The following is a 16331-nucleotide window of genomic DNA, read 5'->3' as shown; positions in this document are numbered from 1 at the left end:
ACACAATGTAAAAGAGATTTAACAAAAGTTAACGGATGCCTGGAGCGGGCGATCGCCTTTGAGTTCGACCCTAAACAAACAAAAGGTGATGGTTTGACCATCCAAAATCTGTGTTTTCTAAGTAACTGGTTTAAATATCAATGTTGTCAATGTTATCAATGCTATCTATCTGAGGTGCGATCGGTAATTGCGGGAGGGTTGATTTGAGTTAAATCGGTTTTTGACATATCTAAAGTCGGGAAAATTTCTGGCAGTCAGGTGATAACTATCAACGATTAGATGGCACTGAGGAGCAATTCTCAAACACTGTTTTCACCGATGAATCAAGTAGAATCTTTTGAGTGTAATCCATAGACTTCGCGATCGCAGTTTTCCGCAGATTTGTAAGTCCCAAACCGACTCACGCCATAGAAGCGATAAAAAATTATGCAGGACAAGAATATGCAGGACAAGTCGCAACTAAATATCAGATCGGTCATCTAAGCGATCAAGTCACGACTAATTGGTCTATACTTTGAAGAAAAAATGATCGGAGAGTGGGAGAACCCTGGATTTCAGGGAGATTTCCATTTTCGCTGGTGACACTTTCCGCTGGTTATACTGGCAACCGATCGATCAACCATAAACCAGATTTCGCCCATGATTTCAGTTGAGCATCTGAGTAAAACTTATGGATCGACCACCGCAATTCAGGATGTCTCCTTTGCGGTGGAACCAGGAGAAATTCTGGGGTTTCTCGGCCCCAATGGGGCGGGGAAAACGACAACTATGCGAATTTTAACGGGCTATTTGCCAGCAACTACGGGAACGGCCAGAATTGCCGGTTATGACGTGCATGAGAATTCAATGGCCGTGCGGCAAAAAATCGGTTATTTGCCGGAAATACCGCCGTTATATCCAGAGATGACCGTGGAGGGATATTTGAATTTTGTGGCGCGGTTAAAGCGGGTTTCCGCTGGCGATCGCCCCACCCAGGTGAACCAGGCGATCGCCCGCTGTGGCTTAGAGGAAAAGCGCCAAGTCACGATTCGTAAACTTTCCAAAGGTTTTCGTCAACGGGTCGGTATTGCTCAAGCGATCGTCCACAACCCACCTGTGATTATCCTGGATGAACCCACCGTCGGACTCGATCCCCGACAAATTATCGAAGTCCGCAACTTGATTAAAAGCCTTGCGGGAGATCACACGATTATTTTATCCACCCATATTTTGCCAGAGGTCAGCATGACCTGCTCCCAAGTGGCGATTATTAATCGCGGGATTGTGGTGGCCAGTGATTCTCTGGAAAATCTGATGGAGCAAACCCAGGCGAAATCCGCATATGAAGTGGAATTAGAAGCCAAAAATCCCCAGCTAATTAAACAGGTAATTCAAGATGTCTCTGGGGTCACGGCGGTGGAGTTGCTGTCTAATGAACATATGCCAGCCAATCGCTATCGCTGGCGCGTGACGACGGCACCAGACGTGGAAATCGCCCCAGAAATTGCCAACATTTTGTCTTTGGTGGAGGTGAAATTGTATGAAATGCGACGTCTGGGCACCAGTTTAGAAGATGTATTTTTACGCTTGACCTCAGCAGATATGCCTGCCAATAATGTCCAGGATGAAAAAGTTTCCGTTTTACCCTCTTCTCAAGAGTGGTGGGATGAACCGATCGCGGAGAACCCAGTCACTCCGATAGATTTCTCTCAGGTGAATTCACAGGCAGTTGAGGAAAAATATCCCCCGTTGCCTTCTTCTCTGGGATGGTGGGATGATGCGCCGGTAGAAACAGAATCTTCTCCGAAAAAAAGACCAAATCCTCTGGCGTTTTTGTGGAACTGGTTTAAAAAAGGCGATCGCCAACCAGTTGATAAACAACCTGTGGCAAAAGGGAAACAACTACCGGAGAAAAAATCTCAGAAAACGTCTCATAAAAATTCCCCCAAAACTCAGATTCAGTCAGAAAAATCTGAGGCGATCGCCCCGGAAAAACCAGAGATATCCGCTGAGTCAGAATCATATGTCAAGGATCAAATTTTAACCCCCATAACCGAAAAAACAGAGGAAAAATTAGAGACACAAACCATCAGCGAAACTAGCGAAAATGCGGATAAAAAGTTAGAAATAATCGGGGAAAAATCAGATGAAAAATTACCAAAAATTCGCGAATATTTTGAGGAAAATAAAGTAGAACAAAGCAGCGAAAACTCTGATACTAAGTTAGAGACAAGCAGCGAAAACTCTGATACTAAGTTAGAGACAAGCAGCGAAAACTCTGATACTAAGTTAGAAGTTATTACCGAAATAACCGCTGAAAGTTCGGAAAATATTGCGGCAACATCAGAAATATCCGAAACATCGAAAACAGCGGAAACATCGAAAACAGCGGAAACATCCGAAACAGCGGAAACATCAGAGAGTAATTTGGTCGAACGACCCAAGGAATTAGGAGAAGAATAGATGCGGATTTTTATTGGCAGTCTTGGGGCAATTTATCGCCGCGAGTTACAGAGCTATTTTGTCTCTCCTTTAGCGTATGCGATCGCTGGAGTCTTTTGGTTATTAACTGGGCTATTATTTTGGTTAATCCTTTTCGGCCCCACGGGAGCGATCGCCCAAGCCGCACAGATTGATGCTTGTGGGGCTCAATGTCGCGAACAATACGCCCAAATGGGGCTATCGGTTCCCAATTCTATCGATGTCCCTTATGAATTTCTGCAAATTTTTTTGCAGGTTATTTCATCCCTTTCGTTATTTATTTTACCCATTCTTTCAATGGGGCTTTATGCCGAAGAACGCAAGCGCGGCACCTTAGAACTGTTAGCCACTTCACCGATTACTAACTGGGGAGTTGCCCTGGGAAAACTCCTCGGAGTTTTTACCTTTTATACCGTCATGGTGGCACCGCTATTATTGTGCGAAATCATCGCTTTTAATGCCGCACAGCCGCCAATAGCTCCAGCCGTGCCGATCTTAGCTCATTTTGCCTTACTTCTGCTCGCTGCCAGTATTCTTTCTTTGGGAATGTTTATCTCTTGCTTGAGTGAGAGTACAATTTTTGCCGCCATTCTCACCTTTGCTTTAGTCCTATTATTGGCTTCCCTGGAATCTCTGGGAAATTGGTTAACTACTTTAGATTTATCTATTTTATCGAGAGTAGGAGAAGTCCTCGCTTATTTATCGGTGCAAAAACATTACGCCAATCTGATTCGAGGGGTCTGGGACACCAGTAGTGTAATGATGTTAGTGAGTTATATTATTTTAGGAGTATTTCTCACTGCTCAATATATTGAAGCCCTGAGATTTGGCCGTTCTTAATCATTCGCTACCGTGGGAGAAAATCTGTAAACATTATGAAGGGTAAAACCTTGGCAAAATATTTGAAATATACATTATTATTTGCTGCCCCGTGCTTGATGATTATTGGTCTATCTTCTGGGTATGTTTTACTCGATTGGGGACCAATTCCAGTTGGCTTTATTATTGCGGGGATTGTTTGTTTTTTGTTATGGCTAATCTTTCAGGATAAGTCGGGAGAGGGATTTTGGGGAAAACGCTCTACGGAGGCGGGTGCCAATGCTTTTATTTCCACGATCGCGATTTTAATTATCTTGGGATTAATTAACTTTTTTGGGCTGCGGTATTCTTATCAGATTGACTTAACGGAAAATCGACAGTTTAGTCTAGCGCCAAAAACCGAACAAGTTGTCCAAAATTTGCCTTCACAGGTAAAGGTTTTGGTGTTTACGCAAACACCGGATGCCCAAACCAGAGAATTATTAGGCAAATATAGCCGAATTTCTAATGATAAGTTATTGGTTGAGTTTGTCAATCCTTATGAACAACCCACTTTAGCAAATAAGTTTGAAGTCAGAAATGTCGGCGATGTTTATGTGGCTTCCAGTGATGGAGAATTGCGGGAGTTTGTCCAGTCGGTGAATCAACGAACTCCACTGGTGGAAGAACAGCTAACCAATGGTTTGCTTAGGTTAACAGGCGATCGCCGCAAAGTTTATTTTCTCCAAGGTCATGGGGAACGGTCTTTAGACCCTAGGGGGGGCAGTATTTCTCAGGCGATTAATAGCTTACAAGCCCAAAATATTGCCAATGCACCAATTAATTTAATCGAAAGCAAAACTGTACCCGAAGATGCCACTTTACTGGCAATCATCGGGCCAAAACGCGCCCTGGCTCCCGGAGAAGTCCAGGAGATTAAAGCCTATCTCAATCGCGGTGGTCATCTGTTACTCGCGATCGATCCAAAAACCGATCCTGGACTCAATTCTCTATTAGAAGAATGGGGCGTGATCTTAGACCAAGCATTGGCGATCGATGACACGGGAAATGGTCAGGCTTTTGGCTTAAGGCAAGCGGCTCCTTTAATTACCAATTATGGCAACCATCCGATTACTAGAGACTTTGGCAATGGTTTTTCTTTTTACCCTTTAGCTCGACCGATTCAATTTAAAGAAATCGAAGGCATTGAAGCCACCCCATTTCTGATTACTAATCAACCAAGTTGGGCGGAAAGTGAACCGGATAACCCGAATTTATCCTTCGATCCCCAGAAAGATCGTCCAGGACCACTCTATTTAGGGGTAGCTTTGGTTAGAGGCGATTCGCAGCAGCGATCCGCTTCGCGGAATCGCACCATTGCCACGGCAACTCCCGAAACCGCAACTCCCGAAACGGAAACCGAAACTCCTGCGGAAACGGAAACCGCAACTCCTGCGGAAACGGAAACCGAAACTCCTGCGGAAACCGAAACCGAAACTCCTGCGGAAACCGAGACCGAAACTCCTGCGGAAACCGCAACTCCCGAAACGGAAACGGAAACTGCCGAAACTCCTGCGGAAACGGAAACTACCGAAACCGAAACGGAAACTCCTGCGGAAACAGAAACTCAGCCAACCAATCAACAACCAAATACTACCAATCAAACCCTACCCGAAGCCAGAATGGTTGTATTGGGAAATTCCGAATTTATGATCAATGGCTTATTTGAATTGCAGTTAAATGGAGATGTGTTTCTCAATTCGGTAAACTGGTTAACTGGACAACAAGAAGAATTACTTTCCATTCGTCCCCAAACCATTACCAACCGACGGATTGTAATGGCGCCCATTGAACGGCGATTTGTCGAGTTAAGCTTAATTCTCTTGCCGATCTTTGGATTTGGTGCAGCTTTCAGTTTATGGCTGCAACGTCGTTGATATTGTTGATATCGTTGATATTGTTTTGTTTTGCTAGTGGGCGATCGCCCACTAGCAAAATTTTTTATAAAATATAGTCATTTTAAATGTGCGATTCGTTAGAGCGAAAAGTGGAGAATAATATTCAAAACGTGCGCGGGGTCTTTCTTTCAGCGGTCTGAAAGAAGGATAACTCTTGAGATGTGTGGGACAGTCCCACAGACAAAGACTTCTGTGGAGCAATCCACTTTTGTCATCGACATCGACATCAGCCCCACGGAGCGGAATACCTATCAATCTTGTGAAGCGAGCTCTCCCGAAGCCGATAAGACCTAAGCAGATGGTCAAAAAAGTCGGCATCTGAGTCAATTGCTCATGGATAGCGTTATGGGAACCATCGTCTTGAACCCTCCTAATAACTAAGTGGCGAAACTGCTTGACACGCCACGCACAAAAAGTGACTGGAGAAATCCTAGGAATTCACTAGGAAAAAGATGGAGAAATATTTGATTCATCCGTTACGAAGTCCCAAAAGTATCCGGATAGATGGACAGCCTAAAAGCAAAATAACCTTCTCTTGGGGACGAAGTAACCCCACGTTGGCTCTCCAGCAATGGAGTATTGTAAAGTTTTAATAAAAATATAGTCAGATATAGTCATGTATGGTAATATATAGACATGAAACTATCAGACTATGCCAAAAAATCAGGAATCAGTTATCGAACTGCCTGGAGGTGGTGGAAACAAGGAAATTTGATAGGTCATCAATTGCCGTCTGGTACGATTATTATAACTTCGGAGGCGATTTCGGACAACTTGAAACCTGACTTGATAGCTTGTATTTATGCCAGAGTCTCCAGTGGCCAAAACAAAGATAATCTAGATCGACAAGCGGAGCGGTTAAAAGATTATGCAATTGCCAGAGGCTACAAAATTTATAAAATTGTCAAAGAGATTGAAAGTGGTTTAAATTACAATCGAAAACAATTGGCAAAAATCTTGACCAAAACTACAATATTTTGATTGTATAACATAAAGATAGTCTAGCTAGTTTTGGAACTAATTATATAGAGATTCTCCTAAAAGAATTAGATAAAAAAGTTGAGATTGTTAATCAAAGGGAGGATAAACAAGATGAATTGATGGAAGACTTAATCGCCATTATTACTTCCTTTTGTTCAAGAATTTATGGATTAACAAGGTCGAAACGAAAAACCGAAAAGATTATAGCCGAGTTAAAATCAAACGGACAATAATGTTACTAGCGGAAAGACATATTATCAAAAAAGGACATCGTTTTTGGCCTGAGTGAGATAGATCCCTTGTCTTAGCAGTCTAAAAATCTTTACAACTCAGCTAACTATCTAATTCGTCAAAACTTTATTTATGGTCATGGGTATCTAAATTATAATCTTATGGCTTCTCTGATGAAAGAAACAGAGCAATACAAAGCCTTACCCGCGAATCGCAGCAAGTTTTAAAAGGATTAGAGCGAAACAGGAAATTTTTTTTCGCGGCGAATTCTGAGTTGAAAAAGCATCCCGATAAATTTTTAGGGAGGCCGAAAGTCCCTGGATATAAAGATCCGAAAAAAGGAAGAAATCCCTTGGTTTACACGATTCAAGCCATAAGCAAAGTAGCTTGTAGAAAAGGATTAGTCAAGCTATCAGAAACTAGGATTTCGTTGACAAGTCAGGTGGCTAACCGGATAGCAGAAGTGAGAATCGTTCCGAAATGTGATTGTTATGTAATCGAGGTGATTTATGAAGAAGCGGTGCGACCCCGCGCCGTCTCACGGCGCCAGGGAACGCGCACCAAGACAAAAGAACAGTTATTAACCCCAAATGACCATATAGCAGCGATAGATTTAGGCATAGATAATTTGATGGCTGTAACTTCAAATCAACCGGAGTTTACTCCTTTGTTGATTAATGGCAGACCGTTAAAAAGCCTAAATCAATTTTATAACCAAGAGCTAAGTTACAATCTCTGTTAAAAAATCATCAGCAAAGTTATCACCGAATTCGCCGTTTAACCCGTTGCCGTAATCAGAAAATAGATAATTATCTTCACGCCCGCTAGTCGTTATTTAGTCAATTTTTTAGTTGACAAACAAATCGCCACTTTAGTGATTGGGAAAAATGACGGTTGGAAACAAGAAGTGAACTTAGGAAAAGTCAAGAATCAAAAATTTGTCACCCTTCCTCATGCTCGATTAATTGACCTGATTATGTATAAATGTCAATTAGTAGGAATTAAGATATTTTTTCAAGAATAATCCTATACTTCAGCTTCTAATTTTTTGAATTTAGACCCTCTCACAGTTTATGGAAATATCACTGAAAAACCCGTTTTTTTAGGAAAAAGAGTTAAACGAGGTTTATATCGTACAGATCGGGGGCTTCTTATTCAATCTGATGTTATAGGTTCCTACAATATTTTACGAAAAGCATTCCCAAATGCGTTTAACCGCTATGGGATAGAGAGGTGCGTAGTTCACCCAAGGAGAATTAATCTCTCAAAGTAAAAGCGAAGGGAATTTCTGCAATGAAATTCATTCTGTCTATATTTGACTATACTTTTACCAACTATTACTCGTGGATTTATACTGTTCTCAGGAACATAGCGAGAAACGTCGAACCGATGAGTCAATGTTTTAACCCCAATTGTTTGCACCGCAACCCCGCAAGTCCCAAGTTTTGCCAAAAATGTGGCAATAAACTGCTGCTGGGCGATCGCTATCGGGCAATTAATTATATCGGTGAGGGTGGGTTTGGTCGCACTTTTCGGGCGATCGATGAAAAACGGCTGGATACTCCCTGTGTGATTAAGCAATTTTTGCCCCAACAACAAGGAAGCCCAGCCTTGAATAAAGCTGAGGAATTATTTAAACAGGAAGCGGTGAGACTGCGGGACTTGGGGAACCATCCGCAAATTCCCGATTTATTATCCTTTGAAGAACAAGATGCACGTTTCTATTTAGTGCAGCAGTTCATCGACGGGCAAGATTTATTCAAAGAATTGCAGCAACGAGGCAAATTTAACGAGGCGCAAATTCGGCAACTGCTGAATGACCTGCTGCCGGTGTTGGATTTTTGCCATCAGCGACAAGTGATTCACCGGGATATTAAACCGGATAATATTATTCGCGATCGAAACGGCAAGCTAGTGCTGATTGACTTTGGGGTGTCCAAGCAATTAACCGCCTCGGTACTCAGTCGTATCGGTACGGTGACAGGTTCTCCCGGTTATGCGGCGCCGGAACAAATGCAGGGGCAAGTCTTTCCTGCCAGCGATCTATATAGTTTGGCGGTTACTTGTATTCGATTGTTAACCGGATGTTTGCTCACCGAAAGCAATGGCATGATTACTGATGAGTTATTTAACCCCATGCAAATGGAATGGGTCTGGCGTCAGAAAGCCACGGTTAGCAATGAGTTAGCACAGGTTTTGGATAAAATGCTTTCGTTCCGAGTGGGCGATCGCTATCAATCTGCTACCGCTGTTCTCCAAGCCCTCAGCCCATCCGTTGCCACCCCATCCGTTGCCAAACCGACCCAACCATCAGTTCCATCAACGGTTATTTCAGCAACCCCCACCATACTATCCGTTGCTCCCTCCCCTGCCCCAGCAAACCACCCATCCGCTGCCAAAACATTCCATTATGAAGTGGTTAAACTGGACCGCAACGGCAACATCAGCAGCCGAGAAAAAGGCAGCAATCGAGGCTACACAGAACGAATCGGCAACATCGAATTTGAAATGGTCAATATTCCTGCGGGCAAATTTGCCATGGGTTCTCCGACCAGAGAAGCGGAACGCCAAGACAACGAAAGTCCCCAACACTGGGTTGACGTTCCAGAGTTTTTCATGGGACGGACTCAAGTTACCCAAGAACTATGGTGGGAAGTCTCCAAATTGCCGAAAATTGTCCAGGATCTTCCGCCTGACCCATCATATTTTAAAGGTAAAAACCACCCCGTAGAACAGGTCAGTTGGTACGACTGCATCGAGTTCTGTGCCCGGTTAAGCCAAAAGACTGGGAAAAATTACCGCCTACCCAGTGAAGCGGAATGGGAATATGCCTGTCGTGCTGGCACTACTACCCCCTTTCACTTTGGGGAAACTATTTCTCCAGAGGTGGCTAACTACCACGGCAATTATGTTTACGGTAGCGGCAAGAAAGGAGAATATCGCGGTCAAACTATTCCCGTAGGTAGCCTCAAGGCTGCTAATGCCTGGGGCTTGTACGATATGCATGGCAATCTCTGGGAGTGGTGTTTAGATGATTGGCACGACAGCTATACTGGCGCCCCGACTAATGGGTTGGCGTGGCTGAATGATTATGATAATGATTATCGTTTTGAGCGTAATTGGATCCCTTGGCTGAAAAAAATTTTCACCCATAAAAATAATAAGCTGTTGCGTGGCGGAAGCTGGTGCAACTATCCCAGGTATTGCCGTTCGGCGCATCGTAACTACGCCGATCCTGGCGTTCGGTTCTACGCTATTGGCTTCCGTTTTGGGATCTCCCTGCCGAGAACTTAATTTCCCTTTACTCTTTTTCCCTCTTTCCCTTTTCTCGGCGCTTCGAGTCAGAAACCAGAAACCGGGTTTCTTTTGTGGCTATCAAAGTTAACTGAGGAAAGCGAACAAGAAACCCGGTTTCTTTTCGCCGAACCCAGAGTTTAGAAACCGGGTTTCTTTTCGGCGTATCGGTTAGGAATAAGAAACCCGGTTTCTGAGGTGGATTATAGAGATAGCTGTGGTATCCCCGAAAAGAAACCGGGTTTCTGGGTGGGCGATCGCACAACATTTTCGATGAGGGAAAAGAAACCCGGTTTCTGAGGTGGATTATAGAGATAGCTGTGGGATTTCCGAAAAGAAACCGGGTTTCTGGGTGGGCGATCGCAATTTGGGAAATCTCTGCGATAATGAAATCACTGTTGGCAATTCGTGAGTCACTTATGAGTGTAGTCATTCCTGACGATATCCTCAAAGCCAGTCAAATGACAGAGGATGAATTAAAACTAGAACTTGCGCTGCTGCTTTATAAGCAAAAAAAAATTAGCAGTGGAAAAGTCCGTGCATGGACAGGTTTAACTGTCATTGAATTTCAGCATGAACTGGCGAAGCGGGATATCTTTCTCAACTACGATGTTGAGGATTTTCAATCAGACATCAAAACGTTGCGATCGCTCGGGTTATTGTGATTATTATTAGCGATACATCACCGATTACTAACCTAGCGGCGATCGGTCAACTAGACCTCCTGCGTCGCTTGTATAATGTTGTAATTATTCCTGTTGCCGTACACAACGAAATGGTCGGGATCGGGAAAATTGTGCCGGGAACAGAAGAAGTCCAAACTTTATCTTGGATTCAAACTCAGGCTGTTGCAGATATGCAGCAGGTTGTCATGCTTCAGTCAAGTCGAGAAAATATTGATTTAGGTGAAGCAGAAGCGATCGCATTGGCATTAGAAATCAAGGCTGATTTACTGCTAATGGATGAACGGCGAGGACGAGCATTCGCTCAAGAATTGGGGTTAAATGTCGTTGGTTTACTAGGTATTCTGCTGCAAGCTAAGAATCAAAATTTAATTGCGGCAGTGAAACCATTGATAGATCGGTTAATTCAAGAAGCTGACTTCCGTGTTAGTCCTCAATTGTATCGGTCGATACTACAAATTGCTGATGAGGAAATTTGAAATCTATAAAAGTCAGCGAAATCATCTCTTCAGGACTTTCTGAACCAAAAAATAAAAACTAAATATTACAAGAGCGATCGCCCCGGTTAGTAGGAATTCCGAAACCTGGGGCGATCGCTTCCCACCCCCAGAAACCGGGTTTCTTTTTCGCTGAAAACAGATAACTGGGGATATCCACCACAGAAACCCGGTTTCTTTTATCTCAAGCTAGGGCTTTCGCATTCGGGTCATAAATTATCCGTTTTTCCCCAGAATTAATCGCTCGGTAAGCGAAGCTATGCCGTCAGGCTTTATGCTTTGCCCCTACAGGTTTTTATCGCGATCGCTTCCCACCCCCAGAAACCGGGTTTCTTTTTCGCTGAAAACAGATAACTGGGGATATCCACCACAGAAACCCGGTTTCTTTTATCTCAAGCTAGGGCTTTCGCATGATTGGGAATAAATTATCCGTTTTTCCCCGAAATCCATCGCCCGGTAAGCGAAGCTATGCCGTCAGGCTTTATGCTTCGCCCCTACAGGTTTTTATCGCGATCGCTGCTTCTTGCCCCAGAAAACCCCATAAACCGGGTTTATGTAAGTAGGTGAACATAATTAATTGCACTTTTCGTTCCCCGCCGATAGGCTGTGGATTCCCGCCTTCGCGGGAATGACAGTTTTTTTCTGATATGGTATGTGGTGCATTTATTTCTGCCTGTCTACTTATGTGGCGATCGCCGTTAACATAGGAAAGTGAACCAGAAACCCGGTTTCTTGTGTTGCGTTTAACCCTCTCAAGGTTAAGAGATTTTACCGATGAGTCAATGTTTTAACCCGAATTGTTTACACTCCAATCCAGCTAATAGCAAGTTTTGCCAAAAATGTGGCAGTAAACTTTTAATTGGCGATCGCTATCGGGCGATTAATTATATTGGTCAGGGTGGTTTTGGTCGGACTTTCAAAGCGATCGATGAAAAGCGGCTGGATACCGTTTGTGTAATCAAACAATTTTTACCGCAACAACAAAACAATTCGGCGATTAAAAAAGCCGAGAAATTATTCAAACAAGAAGCTGAGAGATTGCGGGATTTGGGTTCCCATCCCCAAATCCCCGAACTATTGTCTTTTGAACAACAAGATGGACGTTTTTATCTCGTTCAGCAGTTTATTGACGGCCAAGATTTGCTCAAAGAATTGCAACAAAAAGGCAAGTTTAGCGAGAAAAAAATTAAACAATTACTTAATGATTTACTGCCGGTATTAGACTTTTGCCACGGACAAAATGTGATTCACCGGGATATTAAACCGGAGAATATTATTCGGGCTAAAAACGGCACTTTAGTGCTAATTGATTTTGGCGTATCCAAGCAATTAACCGCTACGATTGTCAATCGCTTGGGTACGGTGACAGGTTCTCCGGGCTATGCCGCCCCAGAACAAATGCAGGGAAAAGTGTTTCCTGCCAGCGATTTGTATAGTTTGGCGGTTACTTGTATTCGACTATTAACGGGTTGTTTGCCCGTGAGAAGTCCGATTTCTCAGATTACTCTCGGATCGCAAGAAATCCCCCCCAATCTGTTAGTTTCTGGAAATACTGACGAGTTATTTAATCCGATGCAAATGGAATGGGTTTGGCGGGAGAAAGTCACCGTTAGCGATGAGTTAGCCAATGTTTTGGATCGAATGCTTTCTTATCGAGTAGGCGATCGCTATCAATCCGCTACCGAAGTTCTCCAAGCCCTCAAACCATCCGTTGCCCCATTCGTTGTCCCATCCGTTGCCAAATCCGCTGCCAAATCCGTTGCCAAATCCGCTGCCGAAACCTTTTATTACAAAGTTGTCGATCTCGATCGCCACGGCAATATCAGCAGCCGCAACAGTGCCAGCAATCGAGGTTATATTGAACCTATTAATGGCATAGAATTGCCAATGGTGAACATTCCTTCGGGGAGTTTTCTGATGGGTTCCCCAGACAACGAACCGGAACATTCTAAATATGAAAAGCCCCAACATTTTGTCAGCGTTCCAGAGTTTTTCATGGGACGAACCCAAGTCACCCAGGCCCAATGGCGGGCAGTAGCCATGTTGCCGAAAATCACCCTCAATCTCGACCCCGAACCGTCACAATTCAAAGGCGATCGCCGCCCAGTAGAACGAGTCAGTTGGTATGAATGCATCGAATTTTGTGCCCGGTTAAGCGAAAAAACCGGGAAACATTACCGTCTCCCTAGTGAAGCGGAATGGGAATATGCTTGTCGGGCTGGAACTACTACCCCGTTCCATTTTGGTGAAACTATTTCTTCAGAATTGGCTAATTATGACGGCAATTATATTTACGGTCAAGGAAAAACCGGAGTTTATCGCGGAGAAACTACGGCGGTGGGCAGTTTAAATGTGGCAAATTCCTGGGGTTTATACGATATGCACGGAAATGTCTGGGAATGGTGCCTAGATGACTGGCATGATAGCTACAATGGTGCCCCAAATGATGGCCGACCGTGGCTAAATGACGGCGATAATTACAATTCAGCTAATGGTTGGTTAGCTTGGCTGAAAAAAATTCTGACACATAAGAATTCTAAGGTATTGCGCGGTGGATTTTGGTACAGTTCTCCCGGATATTGTCGCTCTGCACTACGACTTTATCTCAGTCCGGGCTATCGCAGCCCGGTTAGAGGTTTCCGCATTGCGGTTTCTCGTTTTAGTTAGTTTTAATAGTAGTCGTAACGCACCGATAATGGGTTAATGGATGTGGCAACGGATGGGGCAACGGATGGGTTAATGGATGGGCAACGGATGGGTTAATGGATGGGCAGCGGATGGGGCAACGGATCGGTTAATGGATGGGCAATTGATATTTTTTGTAGGGGCGTTGCATTCCGGTAATAGGTTTTTGCTTTTCACCATAAGTAACTGCCGGAATGCAACGCCGCCCCTACATAGATATCTCTGGTTCTGGCAACGTCTCCAGCAAAGTTTCTCCCGGAGGCAAAACTAAAAAGAAACCTCAAACACCTGGGTAATTCCTTGACAAATAAGCAATAGACGGTTTATTATTGTTTATAGGTTAGTTATAGATTAAATTAGTTGGCTAATTAGTTGGTTAATTATCTAGGGCTATTTAATATATATTTAAATATATTTAATTGATAATATTTAATTGATCAATATTAATCAATATATATAAATAAATATATATAAAATACATAAACCCAATATTCTAATAGGTGAGAGGTGAAACATGGCTCAAAGGCTAAAAAGTTGGGAGTCTCCTCGCTATCAAGGGAGAAACTCCAAAGGTAAAGGCGGTAGTGCCCGGCAGCGGCAACTGAAAAAACAACGGCAAATGCTTCGGAAAAAGTTGCAGGGGGAAACCCCCCAATCAAAATCAAGCTCAAAATCCAGAGAAGAGAACTTATGTTCTCTTCTCTTTTTGTTTATGTCTACGGATCTGAGTTTATTGCGAATGCCTGGGGGCGCATCCCGATTTTGCCATTATGCCTGTGATATCAATCACAAGATTTCGTCTGCTGCCCTCACTTAGTGGGTTGCTACCCCGTCACCCTGAAGATCGATCGCATCCCTGATGGGTATAGCTGCCTCCAGGAGGTTATCTCCTGAATCTAAAAGCTGATTTTTCCCGACACAGTTTGCCATCCTCACCCCTCTACAACCTAGACCATAGAAGAATTTGGGACTATATCATCCCGAAGATGACCATGCTGGGGATGCTGCCGTTGGGAGTTTACCCAGTCTATTTAATCGAGTGTTCCGTACAAATACCTGGGTGAAACCGTGACATCAGTCACAGAATTTAGTCCGGTTACCTCACCCAATCGCTTGCCACCCCGTCACCCTGAAGATCGATCATATTCACGATTCCGCAAGACGAACCTCACTGCTTTATCCAGAGGAGTCTCTTACGATCGAAGTGAGGATGATGAAGGAACTTTCAGTAAGGAACTTTAGGTTATGTGCAGCGGTAAAAATAGTCAGTGTGGAAACCAGCAATTCCAAGATATTCAGGCACTGCAAAAGCGCTTTATGTCTCAGGTATCCCATGAGTTACGCACCCCGTTAACTAAAATTCTGTCTTGTGCGGAGTTGATGGAGTTGTCATATCAACAATGGTCTGATGAGAAAAAGCTTAAATATTTAGGAGTGATTCAAAAAGCTGCGTTAGAATTGAGGGAAATTTTAAATCATAACGATTTTCAGGAAAATCTGAAAGATTTTACTGAGGAGAATTTCCCGAATAATCCCTAAGAATCCCTTGATGAGTCTTGACTAACTATGCCAAAATTCAAAGTTTTTGTGACTCGCCGCATTCCTAAAGTTGCTCTCCCCCCATTGGAGGCGATCGCTGATTTGGAGGTTTGGCCAGAAACTCTGCCTCCTTCTTATTCGGTGTTACAAGCCAAAATTCCCCAAGTTGATGGGCTTCTATGTTTGCTGACCGATCGCATCGATCAACCCCTGATCGATGCCGGTCTTATGCTAAAAGTGATTAGTCTCATGGCAGTGGGTTACGACAATATCCATATTCCCACCGCGACGGCGCGAAAAATTCCCGTGGGCTATACCCCAGGGGTGTTGACCGATGCCACCGCTGATTTTGCTTGGGCGTTATTGATGGCCGCTGCCCGAAGAGTGGTGGAGGGCGATCGCTTTACTCGGTCGGGGGGTTGGCAAACTTGGGAACCTCAGTTATTACTTGGCCCTGATGTCTCTGGGGCGACCTTGGGGATTATTGGTTTAGGACGCATTGGTCAAGCAATGGCGCGGCGAGCCAAGGGCTTTGAGATGCGAATTTTGTATTCTAGTCGCCATCGCCAAGACCCAGAGTTGGAGCGATCTCTCGGGGTGGAATTTGTGGAGTTAGAAGACTTGTTGCAAGCTTCAGATTTTGTCAGCTTGCATACTTCTTTGTCTGACCAAACTTATCATTTATTGAGCGATCGCCAATTTCAATTAATGAAATCATCGGCAATTTTAATTAATACTGCTCGCGGGCAGATTGTCGATTCTGATGCTCTTTATCGCGCCTTGGTTCAGGGGACAATTGCTGGGGCGGCGATCGATGTGACGGAACCAGAGCCGATTCCGAACGATAGTCCATTATTAACTTTGGATAATTTAATTATTACGCCCCATATTGGCAGTGCATCCCGTCCCACCAGAGAGAAAATGGCGATGATGGCCGCTGCAAATTTAATCGCCGGACTCCAAGGCGATCGCTTGCCCAATTGTGTCAATCCTCAAGTTTATGATTGATTAGGCGGACTGGATATTGAACATATTCAACCCCAAGCAAAAATAAACCTAAAAGCCCTAAAAAAATTCTTAGGTGATTCTATCTGATGATTCAGGAGTATTTTGCCGTAATTGATATTAGTTATAAAAAAATTAGGATGGGTAATGCCCTGCTTTGAAGTATGAGATCCCATTAACCGATGGTTGGTGGTGGGCAA

15 protein-coding genes and 1 pseudogene are annotated in these 16331 nt (G+C 43.8%); 15 read left to right on the top strand and 1 reads right to left on the bottom strand.

Going from position 1 to position 16331, the window contains the following annotated elements:
- Positions 1-639: 639 nt before the first annotated feature.
- From AM228_RS35025 to AM228_RS08130, 8 genes and pseudogenes are all read left to right on the top strand, one after another.
- A pseudogene (locus AM228_RS35025) lies at positions 640-1662 on the top strand (ABC transporter ATP-binding protein); the annotation flags it as partial.
- Positions 1663-2442: 780 nt separating this feature from the next.
- On the top strand, positions 2443-3300 hold the full coding sequence (locus AM228_RS08150; protein WP_054465638.1) for an ABC transporter permease: 858 nt from the start codon (positions 2443-2445) through the stop codon (positions 3298-3300).
- A 35-nt stretch (positions 3301-3335) separates the two neighbouring features.
- Positions 3336-5195, top strand: coding sequence for a Gldg family protein (locus tag AM228_RS08145; RefSeq protein ID WP_054465637.1), 1860 nt, complete (start codon positions 3336-3338; stop codon positions 5193-5195).
- Positions 5196-5375: 180 nt separating this feature from the next.
- Positions 5376-5510: a hypothetical protein gene (locus AM228_RS36080; RefSeq protein WP_255353167.1), complete on the top strand. Its 135-nt coding sequence runs from the start codon at positions 5376-5378 to the stop codon at positions 5508-5510.
- A 342-nt stretch (positions 5511-5852) separates the two neighbouring features.
- A complete protein-coding gene (locus AM228_RS34100) occupies positions 5853-6197 on the top strand; it encodes a recombinase family protein (protein ID WP_197285246.1) in 345 nt (114 codons plus the stop codon).
- 505 nt (positions 6198-6702) lie between these two features.
- A complete protein-coding gene (locus tag AM228_RS35020) occupies positions 6703-7170 on the top strand; it encodes a hypothetical protein (protein WP_231636701.1) in 468 nt (155 codons plus the stop codon).
- Between the two features lie 132 nt (positions 7171-7302).
- A complete protein-coding gene (locus tag AM228_RS35015; protein WP_231636700.1) occupies positions 7303-7452 on the top strand; it encodes a hypothetical protein in 150 nt (49 codons plus the stop codon).
- 269 nt (positions 7453-7721) lie between these two features.
- Entirely contained in the window at positions 7722-9722 is a 2001-nt protein-coding gene (locus tag AM228_RS08130; RefSeq protein WP_231636699.1) for a bifunctional serine/threonine-protein kinase/formylglycine-generating enzyme family protein, read from the top strand.
- A 7-nt stretch (positions 9723-9729) separates the two neighbouring features.
- Here AM228_RS08130 and AM228_RS08125 read toward each other — a convergent pair whose 3' ends face one another.
- The gene (locus AM228_RS08125) at positions 9730-10155 is read right to left on the bottom strand and encodes a hypothetical protein (RefSeq protein WP_054465635.1); all 426 of its coding nucleotides are present in this window, start codon (positions 10153-10155) and stop codon (positions 9730-9732) included.
- Here AM228_RS08125 and AM228_RS08120 point away from each other — a divergent pair.
- The 7 genes from AM228_RS08120 to AM228_RS08095 all read left to right on the top strand — a co-directional run bounded on the left by AM228_RS08120 (position 10142) and on the right by AM228_RS08095 (position 16134).
- Positions 10142-10387 carry a UPF0175 family protein gene (locus AM228_RS08120; protein WP_054465634.1) on the top strand — a complete coding sequence of 82 codons (246 nt, stop codon included), beginning with the start codon at positions 10142-10144 and terminating at the stop codon, positions 10385-10387. The two genes, AM228_RS08125 and AM228_RS08120, sit on opposite strands and share 14 nt — an antisense overlap.
- Positions 10384-10884: a DUF3368 domain-containing protein gene (locus tag AM228_RS08115; RefSeq protein WP_054465633.1), complete on the top strand. Its 501-nt coding sequence runs from the start codon at positions 10384-10386 to the stop codon at positions 10882-10884. The genes AM228_RS08120 and AM228_RS08115 overlap by 4 nt, the downstream gene beginning before the upstream one ends.
- 792 nt (positions 10885-11676) lie before the next feature.
- Complete coding sequence (locus AM228_RS08110; RefSeq protein WP_054465632.1) at positions 11677-13569, top strand: bifunctional serine/threonine-protein kinase/formylglycine-generating enzyme family protein; 1893 nt, start codon at positions 11677-11679, stop codon at positions 13567-13569.
- 532 nt (positions 13570-14101) lie between these two features.
- Positions 14102-14404, top strand: coding sequence for a hypothetical protein (locus tag AM228_RS08105; protein WP_190877048.1), 303 nt, complete (start codon positions 14102-14104; stop codon positions 14402-14404).
- Positions 14405-14655: 251 nt separating this feature from the next.
- Complete coding sequence (locus tag AM228_RS32115) at positions 14656-14829, top strand: hypothetical protein (RefSeq protein WP_156331627.1); 174 nt, start codon at positions 14656-14658, stop codon at positions 14827-14829.
- Between the two features lie 3 nt (positions 14830-14832).
- Positions 14833-15126, top strand: a complete 294-nt coding sequence (locus AM228_RS08100) for a histidine kinase dimerization/phospho-acceptor domain-containing protein (protein WP_054465631.1) — start codon at positions 14833-14835, stop codon at positions 15124-15126.
- A 27-nt stretch (positions 15127-15153) separates the two neighbouring features.
- Positions 15154-16134 carry a D-glycerate dehydrogenase gene (locus AM228_RS08095; protein ID WP_054465630.1) on the top strand — a complete coding sequence of 327 codons (981 nt, stop codon included), beginning with the start codon at positions 15154-15156 and terminating at the stop codon, positions 16132-16134.
- Positions 16135-16331: the final 197 nt, after the last annotated feature.

It is taken from the genome of Planktothricoides sp. SR001, from assembly GCF_001276715.1.
Classification (GTDB): domain Bacteria; phylum Cyanobacteriota; class Cyanobacteriia; order Cyanobacteriales; family Laspinemataceae; genus Planktothricoides; species Planktothricoides raciborskii.
This window is presented reverse-complemented; position numbering and strand designations above follow the sequence as displayed.

Excerpts from the sequence above, each read along its gene's own strand:
- AM228_RS08095 (WP_054465630.1), top strand. The coding sequence starts at position 15,154 with ATGCCAAAATTCAAAGTTTTTGTGACTCGCCGCATTCCTAAAGTTGCT.
- AM228_RS08145 (WP_054465637.1), top strand. The coding sequence starts at position 3,336 with ATGAAGGGTAAAACCTTGGCAAAATATTTGAAATATACATTATTATTT.
- AM228_RS34100 (WP_197285246.1), top strand. The coding sequence starts at position 5,853 with ATGAAACTATCAGACTATGCCAAAAAATCAGGAATCAGTTATCGAACT.
- AM228_RS36080 (WP_255353167.1), top strand. The coding sequence starts at position 5,376 with ATGTGTGGGACAGTCCCACAGACAAAGACTTCTGTGGAGCAATCCACT.
- AM228_RS08110 (WP_054465632.1), top strand. The coding sequence starts at position 11,677 with ATGAGTCAATGTTTTAACCCGAATTGTTTACACTCCAATCCAGCTAAT.
- AM228_RS08100 (WP_054465631.1), top strand. The coding sequence starts at position 14,833 with ATGTGCAGCGGTAAAAATAGTCAGTGTGGAAACCAGCAATTCCAAGAT.
- AM228_RS08105 (WP_190877048.1), top strand. The coding sequence starts at position 14,102 with ATGGCTCAAAGGCTAAAAAGTTGGGAGTCTCCTCGCTATCAAGGGAGA.
- AM228_RS08150 (WP_054465638.1), top strand. The coding sequence starts at position 2,443 with ATGCGGATTTTTATTGGCAGTCTTGGGGCAATTTATCGCCGCGAGTTA.
- AM228_RS08130 (WP_231636699.1), top strand. The coding sequence starts at position 7,722 with ATGAAATTCATTCTGTCTATATTTGACTATACTTTTACCAACTATTAC.
- AM228_RS08125 (WP_054465635.1), bottom strand. The coding sequence starts at position 10,155 with ATGACTACACTCATAAGTGACTCACGAATTGCCAACAGTGATTTCATT.
- AM228_RS08120 (WP_054465634.1), top strand. The coding sequence starts at position 10,142 with ATGAGTGTAGTCATTCCTGACGATATCCTCAAAGCCAGTCAAATGACA.